The 11,772-nt window shown below is 39.1% G+C and carries 4 protein-coding genes; 1 reads left to right on the top strand and 3 read right to left on the bottom strand.

Annotated elements, in window-relative coordinates:
- Positions 1-18 precede the first annotated feature (18 nt).
- The 3 genes from P0Y49_02570 to P0Y49_02560 form a co-directional block, all read right to left on the bottom strand.
- On the bottom strand, positions 19-1,419 hold the full coding sequence (locus P0Y49_02570; GenBank protein WEK20036.1) for a sulfatase: 1,401 nt from the start codon (positions 1,417-1,419) through the stop codon (positions 19-21).
- 14 nt (positions 1,420-1,433) lie between these two features.
- Positions 1,434-4,484: a chondroitinase family polysaccharide lyase gene (locus P0Y49_02565; protein ID WEK20035.1), complete on the bottom strand. Its 3,051-nt coding sequence runs from the start codon at positions 4,482-4,484 to the stop codon at positions 1,434-1,436.
- A gap of 93 nt (positions 4,485-4,577) precedes the next feature.
- The gene (locus tag P0Y49_02560) at positions 4,578-8,669 is read right to left on the bottom strand and encodes a two-component regulator propeller domain-containing protein (GenBank protein WEK20034.1); all 4,092 of its coding nucleotides are present in this window, start codon (positions 8,667-8,669) and stop codon (positions 4,578-4,580) included.
- A gap of 246 nt (positions 8,670-8,915) precedes the next feature.
- On the opposite strand from P0Y49_02560, the gene P0Y49_02555 reads away from it, so the two are divergent.
- Positions 8,916-11,690, top strand: a complete 2,775-nt coding sequence (locus P0Y49_02555) for a hypothetical protein (GenBank protein WEK20033.1) — start codon at positions 8,916-8,918, stop codon at positions 11,688-11,690.
- The last annotated feature ends 82 nt before the right edge of the window (positions 11,691-11,772 follow it).

Raw genomic sequence — 11,772 nt, 5'->3', positions numbered from 1 at the left:
TTTAGTTGGTTTATTTTGTTAAGGATACATTCTTTCCATCTCACGACCTGTAGTTTCCATGCGGTGTTTCATGATCTGGTTCTGATCTCCATAAGGGCTGGTCCAATGTGGGGTATCCAGGCCTTTTTCCCATTGGGCAAGTTTAGCCAACATTTCTTTTATCTTAGCCGGGTATTTAGCGGCCAAATTGGTAGTTTCAGAAATATCTTTGTTCAGATCGAACAACAACACATTATCCTTTACACGGATCAGTTTCCAGTTGTTTTCTCTCATGGCCGCAGCAACTCCTCTTCTCCAGTAAAGAGCCTCGTGCGGAGATTTCTTATCCCGTCCACTTAAGTATGGCAATAAATTTACCCCATCTAGTTTCTTACTACCCTTCTGTTTACCATTACCCGCAGCAATTGATGTGGGTAATATATCCAATGCACTTACAGGAAGGCTATAGGTTTTATTTTCAGCAATATGTCCGGGCCATTTCATCATCATTGCTACGCGGATACCACCTTCCCATTTTGATCCTTTCATTCCCCTCAATGGTCCGTTGTCAGATGAATTTACCGTAGCGCCACCATTGTCATTCACAAAGATGATTAGGGTATTCTTATCCAGATTATACTGTTTGATGGTAGCCAATACACGGCCCACACCATCATCCAAAGAAGTCATCATTGCTGCATAAGCTCTCCTACCAGTATCAGGAATAGCTGCGTAACGTTCCATCAAATCTTTCTTTGCATTCATCGGTGTATGAACAGCATTATAGGCCAGATACATGAAAAAGGGTTTATCCTTATTCTCCGCGATAAAGCTGGTTGCCTTATCCGTAAACATATCCGTTAGATAAGTGATCTTACTTTCCGGAACAATCTCATTATTGTTATACAAAGCATGTTCGTTAGTCCGTTTGCCCTTGTAGGCAAAGAAATCTCTATGTCCGCCGGTAAAACCATAAAATTCATCAAAGCCACGTTTTAGGGGAAAATGCTTTGGCTCATCCCCCTGATGCCACTTACCGATGGCGATGGTTTTATAACCATTGGCTTGCATCTCATTACCAATCGTTTGCTCAGAAGGATCCATACCTACATCAGTAATTTTATACCCTGGGGCAACTAAATCAGAAGTATTGTGTTCAAAACCAAAACGCTGCTGATAGCGGCCTGTTAAAATACCTGCTCTGGAAGGTGCACATACCGAGGCTGACACATATGCATCAGTAAAACGAATCCCCTGACGGGCTATAGCATCAATATTTGGTGTTGGAATTTGTTTACCTCCGTAACACCCAAAGTCAACATACCCTGCATCATCACTAACAATAACAATAACATTGGGCTTGTTTGATATCTTACTTTGTGCCCCTGCAGTACTTACTGAAAATATGACCAGTAAAGCACATAAGATCGTATTCTTCATTTTATATTCTCCTTTTACTTTCTTTTAAACAATTCAATTTTTGAAGCTACCCCGTCTGCGCATTTTACACTAACCATTGTATTCCCATCAGACTGCAAGGTTACCTTCAAATCATCTTTACCTGTTTTCACTTCCCAGTTGCCTTTTATCAACAGTTCTACAATTGATGGTTTAGCCGGTGAACGGTACCATTTACGGGAGTAAATGCTCACTTCTTTTCTTTTACCATCCGCCGTTAGCGGACTATCATCAGGCCCTTCATAAAAGGCAAGATCAGGATCGGTAACCGACATAGACAACTGCTTTTCCTTTTGTTGGTACATTAGCAAGCATGGTCTGTTATTACCCATTAGTAAAGAATCCGAGAGTTTGTTGTTACTTCCAAAAACAGCGAGTGCGGTAATCTGTTGTGGAGCATACCATACAATATGCGCAGCACTATCCTTTTGCAAGACTTTGTATAAAGGTTTAGTGCTTTCCTGCGACAAAGCTAAAGTTTCCAGCGCTTGTTTATTCGTTTTTATCAACATAGCATACTCGTACCCAGCGTTTATAGGTGCATTTCCATGTTGCAAGATCAACTTAGCAAAGTTACCGGTAGTTTTACGGCTATCCTTTTGATCACGAGAAACCTGCGTTGCTTTCGTTAACAACGTATTTCCTGCATTTGGAATATAATAACCAATATTTCGGTTGTCAATAATCGTTAAGGACTTTCCAGCTTCTCCCTTTTTTGTGTATGGAAATGAATTTACTGCTGCACCATTTATAGTGAGCACATCAGTTGAATCTTTCAAATAATTTTGGAATAATGTAGTTTCTGTAGGATAGGCAGCTATGGTATTTTGAATGCCGGAGCCCAAACTTACCACCAGGTTATCAAACATAAACCATGATTTAATAGCCCTAAAACTACCCATATCATATTTATCATGACCATGCAGTTTCATGGCAAACATACCCTGTTTATTAAATGTTGTACCACCTGCAAAACGCTCGTCCGAGATCAGCATTTCTTCTATTCCACTATAATCATCAGCATTGATAATGTTTGCTCTCAACTTATTTAGAGGCAGATGCAAGGTTGTGGTCCCCGGAATGTTGTTCCAGTCCCAACCCTCATCTTTAAAATTGCTGCCATCATCAGCTTTAGTATCCGGATACAGTACTTCCAGCTGTCCATAGGCAATATATCGACCGTACATATTTGCACCTGGATATGATTCATTACTAATAAAATACCGATTATGACTGCGTATAGTGAGCAACCAATCCTGACGACGGTGTATATCAAACAAACCATAATTAAGGTTCCAGTGACCATTGGTATAACCTATGGGTTTGATCTGGCTATTTTTAAAAACCGCAGTCCATTTATTCTGCTTACTTCCGTTTAGTTTAAGGTATATTGATGCCATTAGCGTATCTGTTTTTGAGCTCCCATCAGGCGTTCCGGCCATAGCCATATAAGCATAAGGGACATCTGGAATACGCCAGTTTCCTGTCGGATGACGACCAGACACACTAATTGGCCATTTATAAGGATTGGTATAATAGTGGATCATTAACAAACTATTTCGTAAACTTTCATGGGCATACTGCTCAACCCTAAATGAAGTTCCGCTAAGTGCATATACGATTGGCGCAATACCGGTATAACCACCAATACCATAAGCCGGGTAAAGATTACCATGATGAAAAACTGCTCCATCAGGTTTAAAAGCCCCCTCAATAGTGTGATCAGGTTCTATATTTTTAGATAGCCAGTTCGAGAAACTATGCAGGTACTGTAGTTTTTTTGGAGAATCATCCATTATTAAAATAGCCGACAGCATGCTCTCCAGTAGGGTATTGAATACGTCAATATTAGAAGCCGGCAATTGATCAGGGAGTTGTAAAGTACGCCCCAATCCGCTAAACCAGGCCATACTTTTAAATGTACGGTCTAGCTTATTATGCTTTTTAATAACATCTTTCATCAGCAAACAGGCCGGATAGTAGCCTCCAAGGTTATAACCATGATGATGCAATGCACCCATACCACTACCAAAAGCCCAACCTTGATCTTCAAGATGATCAAGCAAGTCCATAAAAATCTGCTCCATTCTTTGTTTATCTGCAATTTCCGGAGAAGTATGGTAAGCCTGAGCAACCTGTAACATCAATTGCGTATAGGCTTTTATACCTGATAAGCGGTTGGCTTCTTTCACGCCCTCGTCTGGCGACAAAGACACCAACTCTACATCATTCATAGAATAAACTGGTCTCCCTGTTATTCGATCACCATTCCTGCTGATGTTCCAATAGCTAAAGGCCTTTTCAATATTTTGCAGTGTATTTTTTCCGGGATTTTTTTCTGAAGGAAGTATCTGTTCCTTAAACCTTTGACTGATCTGATCCAGATCAACCCGATCAACCTCCCCTAATTTTGCTTGCAATGGCAGGTACTGGGGCGTTTTATTAAACAAATACAATGAGGTCCAATGGGCATTCGCAGCTTTATCTGCATCCGGATTGATAAAAGGCAATTGCTCATCTCGCATTGGTGAGCGTGGATTGATGGTTACATCATACATCAACTGATCAATAAACAAGCTCCCCTTTTTGATAGTTGCAGGTGCAGCTATAGTCAACAGATCCATGTCCGCCTGAGGCCTGCCCACCATATCTCTGTGATACATTACCCAAGCCGTTCGCCACCCTTTAAAATTAAGTTTAAAATCAAAGCTACAGGCTGTTTTGTCATTAGTTCCAAATTTAAATACCAACCTATCATTTACAGGTGTTTCATTATATATCCATACTACAAAGGTGCTTCTTGGATTTGCCGCAACAGCTTTGAAAGCAGAGTTCTGAATTTTCAATACACTTTTCCCGGCAGTTATCCAGTCCCACTTTATGGCCTCTTCACCTAATTTAAAGTGGTCAGTGGTAATAGATAACCTGCCATTAATGGTGCTCCAATTATTTGGTACGCTATTTTCACAAATGTCGGTTTGTATTTGTGCATAGCTGCCTATAGATTGACAGCAAACAAATAAAAAAAAGAAAAACAAACGGCTCATATTTGGTCTTTTCTGAAATAGTGGTTCATACAAGATTCAAATATTCATTTTAATCTGTCTAAAAAAGGCGACAAATCAGTTCAAAAGGGGGGTCTAATCTGTTTTTTGATGATAGTCTGATGGGGCTACCCCAAATTGTTTACGAAACTCTTTACTAAAATACTTTCTATCATTAAAACCAACAGAGTAAGCGACTTCAGCAATATTCAATTTATTTTCAGACAATAGCTGGGCTGCCCTTTTTAATCGCTGAGATTTGATAAAATCTGTGATAGATAAACCCGTGATGGCTTTGATCTTTTTGTACAGTACAGTCTGACTCATCCCAATATTATCAACCAGGCTACCTACATTAAAATCAGGATCTTCCATATTCTCCTCAATTAAAAGCATCAGCCTATTTAAAAACTTCTCCTCAGGTGATTCGGTTTCAAGCTTCCTTGGGGTCAGCATCACCTGACGCATGTATTTCTGCTTAAGCTCTTCGCGCCCCTGTAAAATATTACGTACACTCAGTTCCAAAACCTGAATACTGAAAGGTTTAGTAATGTAAATGTTAGCTCCAGCCTCTAATCCATTAACCTGGTGTAGCTGTGATGCCATGGCGGTAAGCATGATTACCGGGATGTGATTGGTTCTTTCTTCCTTTTTTAATCTGATACAAAGTTCCAGGCCGTTCAACTCAGGCATCGTCACATCACTAACAATCACGTCAGGAACATGCGTTATGGCTATTTCCCAGCCCTCTAATCCATTAACTGCTTCCAGAATGTGATAAGTATTCTGCAACGATTGTACAATAAATCCTCTTAATTCGTCATTATCCTCTACAACCAGAATGGTATATTTTTTCTCTCCGGCTACAGACTCCCTTTCCTCATCAGCTTCGGCTACCGTTGATATAGAAATGTCGCCAACAGCCTTCATAACCACATCCGGGTTCAGCATTTCGTCGTCAGTAAAATGAGCTCTGCCCAGTAAAATGGCAACAGTCAAACTCGTTCCACCGTCTTTTCCATTGATAGCAGGCACGCTGGAAACCGAGATCTCTCCTTTATGCAGATCTACAATATTTTTAACCAATGCCAAACCAATCCCCCAACCTTCGGCTGTAACAGCATCCGATTTCACCTGATAAAAATTGGTAAATATCTTTTCTTGTGCTGCTGCAGGGATACCTATACCGGTATCAGCAATCACCACCTTTACCTGCTCCTTTTCCAAACGAACAGAAAAGCTTATTTTACCCCCATCAGGGGTATATTTAAACGCATTGGAAAGGATGTTATAAAACACTTTCTCCATCTGGCTGACATCAAAATATACCGGGATTTGCGGTTCAGTACAGCTAAAGCTATAATCTATATTTTTAATCTCGGCCAAACTCTTGTAAGCATCATAAATGTTGCGACAAAAGGCAACCAGCTCATGCTCCGAAACCTGCAATTTGGCATGTCCTGTTTCGATCTTCCTAAAGTCCAGCAATTCACTAATCAACCGCAGCAACCTGTCTGTATTCCTCTTAATCCCTACCAACTGTTGGTTAACTGTATTGTTTTCCTTGGTTAGTTTGATTAGCTTTTCAAGTGGTGCAAAGATCAAGGTAAGTGGTGTACGGATTTCGTGAGATATCCGGGTAAAGAAATCGAGCTTCATCTGGTAGAGCTCCTGCTGCCGCTCGTTGTTCAGATGTTCATAATACAACTCCGATTCCAGTCTCTGTTGTCTACGGGTAAAGCGCAATACGAAATAAAGTAGTACAGTACCTGCAATAAAATAGAGCAGGTATGCCCACCAGGTACGCCATACCGGGGGTAAAATACGAATCTCCAGACTGGCTGGCTTATCGTTCCAAAGGCCATCATTATTACTCCCCTTTACTAAAAACCTATACTTACCGGATGGCAGGTTGGTATAGGTTGCTGATGGAATGCTTACATAATTCCAGTCCTTTTCAAAGCCTTCCAACTTATAGGCATACTTGTTACGCTGTGGCTGTATGTAGCTTAATGCCAAGAAATCAATGGTAAAAATATTCTGCCCTGCCGAAAATGTAATCTCTTTGGTGAAGCTAATGTCCTCTTTTAACAAATGATCCGGGCCATTGATAGCGACCGGTTTGTTAAATAATTTTAAACCGGAAAATACAACTTTCGGCACATAAGTATTCTCCTTAATATCACGGGGTGTAAAAGTCACTAATCCATTGTAACTACCAAAATAAAGCTTTCCACTTTTATCCTTGTAAGCCGAGTTAAAATTGAATTCATTAGCCGGTAAGCCGTCCGTAATGTTATAGTTTTTAAAGAACTTCCGTTGCTTATCAAACTTAGTCAAGCCACGGTCTGTACTCAACCACAAGTTCCCCTCATTATCCTCTAAAATATCAATAATATTATCACTAGCCATACCGTCTGCTTTGGTATAGGTAGTAAAAGAATTGGTTTTAGGATGAAAAAGACTAAGTCCACCTCGCAAAGATCCTATCCAAATATTATGCAAATGATCCTCTTTGACACAATTAATCTGACTGGATCTCAGACTATCCTTATCCTTACTTTTAAAGAAATGCTTAAACTGCGAGCTTTGATAGTTAAGTAAATTAAGTCCTCTAGGCGTACCTACCCATAAGTTTTTCTTTGAATCGGTATAAGCTAAACGAATGTAACTACTGCTTAACCGAGGTTTTGAGCCTGGAAGATCACTAATCACCGAAAAGCGCTCCAGTTGCGGATCAAATACATTTAATCCTTTTGATGAGGTCCCAATCAATAAACGTCCCTCAGCATCTTCAGCAATACTACTCACATAACCATAGCTTAAAGAATTGGGATTATCAGCATCATGAGTATAGTGTTTGAACTTTCCCGTAACGGGATTAAAAAGCTCAAGTCCACCCTGAAACAAGCCTACCCAAATCCGGTTCTTACTATCTTTAAATATAGCCTTAATGGTATTGTTACCTAAGCTACCCGGATCACGTGGATCATTCACATACTTTTTAAATTCGCCGGTTTTGGTATTGAAATAATTAAGTCCCTGCCCTTCGGTACCAATCCACAGGTTTTCTTTTTCATCTCCGGCAATCACACTTATAATATCGCTACTAATGCTATTCCGATATTTACTGTATTTATATACCATGAAAGGAATGGTATTGCTGTGTGTTACATTTACGCCGCCAAACATAGTGCCTACCCATACAGAACCTTGGTTGTCTTCGTAAATATCTTTAATAGAGTTATCACTTAAGCTCTTACGGTTATCCGAATCGTGCTTAAAGCTGGTAAATCGAAAGGTATGAGGGTCTAAAATATTCAGCCCGTTCATGGTAGCAACCCATAGCTCACCCTTTTTACTTACTGTTATTTTACGGACAATATTGTTACTTATACCATAGGTATCGGCAAGACTATATTTAAAACGAAGAAAAGACTGTGTTTCCGGCACAAAGAGATTTAATCCATCATTGTCTGTTCCTATCCATATTCTTCCTTGTTTATCCTCAGCGATGGTTCTTATAAAATTTCCACTTATGCTCCTATGATCCGTAGGATTGTTACGAAATGTAGTAAATGTGTATTTGCCATTTTTTAAGCTCATCCGGGTCAGCCCTTCTGTAGTACCTATCCAAATACCACCTTTACTATCTTCAAAAACTGCATATATAGAATTTCCTGCGAGCCCATCTTTTTGAAAAAACTTTTTAAACTTCCTCGAAGCAGCATTCTCCAACATACTTAAACCCAGATTGGTACCAAACCAGACTCTTCCTTTGCTATCGGCAAACATTGATAGTACAATCTTGTCACTGATGCTATTCGGATCTTTAAGATCATAAGGGATGCGTTCAAAAGCATCTTTCTCGGGGATATACCTATTCAATCCGTTTTGAGTACCGATCCATAAGTTTTGCTTTTTATCTTCTAAAAGTGCATAGATGTAATCTTCGGAGCTGATTGTTGAAGGATCACCAGGATCTGAATGATAAATTTTAACCCCTCTTCCATCATAACGGTTCAGACAATCACGGGTACCAAACCACATGTATCCCCTGCTGTCTTTGCAGATAGATAATACTGTACTTTGAGACAGTCCATTGGTTACCGATAGATGATCAAAGGATAATTGGGCAAATGAGCGCATGAAAAAGCAGCTGAGCATTACGGTTAATAATACTCGCATGGCTATTTTATGAAGGTTAATAGGTTTAGTCATTTCCGCTTTAAAGATACAAAATAAACCACTCTGCCCGAAGGCCGGCATTTAACTAGCTCCTCAGCCTTTACACAAAAGATATATTTTGTGTTGACTATCAAATAATACCTTAATAGTATGCGAAATTAGCATATCTGCTTAATCAGTTGAAAGGAATTAAAAAATAGTATAATTTAGATAAGGAGATTTTTCTTTGGAAACCAAAACATATACATGAAAACCTTATCAATTGGTCTGCTTTTATTTTACTTTTTATTACAAATTTCAACCGTTTCAGCTCAAAGTGAAGCCAGGGAAGCCGTTCAGGAGATACTCGGCCGAATGAACAAGTCTGCCGAGACTAATGCAATGGAAAAGATCTACCTGCATATGGATAAACCTTATTATGCACCTGGCGATACCTTATGGCTTAAAACCTATTTATTCGACGCTGGTTATTTATCGCCTGCAAAAAAAAGTGGGATTGTCTATGTAGAAATTGCGGACGACCGGAATCAGGTGGTCAAACGAATTATGATTTCTATCTTTATGGGGCTTGGAATAGGCAATATTCCACTTATCAGAGATGATTTTCAACAAGGAGCTTATACCATTCGCGCATACAGCAATTGGATGCGAAATTTTGATGAGCATTATATATTCAAGAAACAGTTTTATATTGGTTCACCAGATGCCCAGGACTTACTCATCAATTCAAAAATAGCGGCCAGCCCTGCTGTAGGAAAAGCTCGAGCAGTTATTGACTTGCAACTTAAAACAATAGACTTACAACCACTAGCTTCAACAGATCTTCAGCTTAAAGTTACCGAAGGTACCAAAGTATGGTATAAAGATAACCTGAAAACATCGGTAAACGGCAGTGTGGATTTTAATTTTAGCATCCCGGAAAAGGCTAATGCCAATCAGTTAACACTTTCCGTTCAACCGCTAAAAAACAATGCCCACACGGCCGAATACAGAATTCCAATCCTCTATAATGGAGATGATCTTGTTGATTTACAATTCCTGCCAGAAAGCGGTTCATTAATTGGCGGTATTGATTCTAAAGTGGCATTTAAAGCAATTACAGAAAATGGAAAAGGGAAACCAGTTTCAGGCGAAATATTCAACAGCAAGCAAGAAGTCGTAGCTTCTTTTGTAAGTAACCAGCTTGGTATCGGAAAAGTGAACTTGCATACTCAGGTAGGTGAAATCTATACAGCTAAAATTAAGTTCTCCAATGGAACTTACTCTAAATCATATCCCCTGCCTGCCGTAAAACCCTCAGGATTGGTGCTTAGTGTGACTAATGGTTTCAATAAAGATTCTTTAGACGTTACAGTTAACCTAAGTCCCGATTTATTAAGTATCAACAAAATTTACTTTTTAATAGGTCAGTCTAACGGAATTCCAAACTATGGTGCTGTATTTAAGATGAGCAAACCACAATACACTACTAAAGTAAGTAAATCAGTCTTTCCTACTGGTGTATCACGGCTTACCTTACTCAATAGCACCAGGCAAGTTGTAAGTGAACGCATTGTTTTCATCGACCATAATGATTATCTACGCGTTAAACTGACTCCAAATAAACAATCCTACACAAAAAGAGATAGTGTAGGTTTCGACATTGTGGTAACCGATAAATCCGGAGCTCCGGTTAGTGGCAGTTTTTCCATTGCAGTAACAGATGATGCACAAGTAAAAAGCGATAGTCTGGATCGTTCTTTAAAATCAGATATTTTCTTGACTTCCAATTTAAAGAGCAAAGTAGAAAGTCCAGGATATTATTTCCCTGCAGTTACAACAGAGAAAGTATGGACAGATCTAGACAACCTCTTACTGGTTCAAGGATGGGTAAATTATGATTGGGATAGCATATTTGGTACGCAAAAACCTATGCAAATCTCCGCTGAAAAGAGTTTCTCCATAAATGGCAGGGTACTCAATTTCTTTAACAAACCCGTAAACAACTCCAAAGTAATTCTCCTTTCTAAAAAACCATCATTTGTTCGGGATACCGTCACAAATCAGGAAGGTAAATTCAATTTCACTAGAATTTTCCCTATTGATACCGCTGTTTATCTCATTCAAAGCAGAAATAAAAATGGGAAGAGTTTCAATGTGGGCATAGAGATTAATGAATTCAAACCACCGCTGTTAAATCCGATTAAAGATCGAATCATCCCCTGGTATTTAAACATTGACAGCGGTCAAATGAATATGGTGAGTAAGACAATTACTTACCATAATGAATATGAGAAAGTAGTGAACCCCAATATGCTTAAAGAAGTAAAAATAAAAGGCATTAAATTTATCAGAGATTCTAAAAATCTAAATGAAGACGGCGGTTCAGACTTCGCCCTAAACGAACAGGAGTTACAAAAAGCCGGTAAAACAACTCTTGGAGATCTACTTTGGAAAAACATTAAAGGATTTAGTCTTGGCTATGGTAAGCAACGTAATCTATATTTTATCTATAGTCAACGTGTCCATCTGATTATTGACGGGGTAGATATAGACTTTTCAAAACCAGAAGGAGGCATAGAGGAATACAAGGAGTATTTTCAATACTTCCTGGATTATTATACTGCCGAGGATATTAAGGGAATCGAAGTCATGAATTCTGCAAAATACGTGAGCAATTATGCACAAGCTTTTATGAATCCAATGGCGGAACTCGCTTATAATTCTTTTATAGAGGTTACTACATACGGTGGCCAGGGACCTTATTTAAAGAAAACAACCGGTGTATTTCTTTATAAACCTATGGTGTTTAGTTCCAATGTCCAATTCTATTCACCAAAATATAACATGAAAAATAATGATGGAGGTTTTGATATTCGCTCAACCATTTACTGGGCACCAAACATAGTTACAGATAAGAATGGAAAAGGAACATTCTCCTTTTACACTGCAGATAAACCAGGGGCTTATACTTTAAAACTCGAAGGGTCAAATATGAGCGGGGGCATCGGAAGTATGGAGCAAAAGCTATGGGTCAGATGATACTGCAATGCCCCCATAAAGTTAGACACTTTATGGGGGCATTGCAGTAATCGGCTAGCCCTGTTTTCTGAAAATAAGATAT

Source organism: Candidatus Pedobacter colombiensis (genome assembly GCA_029202485.1).
GTDB lineage: Bacteria > Bacteroidota > Bacteroidia > Sphingobacteriales > Sphingobacteriaceae > Pedobacter > Pedobacter colombiensis.
This window is presented reverse-complemented; position numbering and strand designations above follow the sequence as displayed.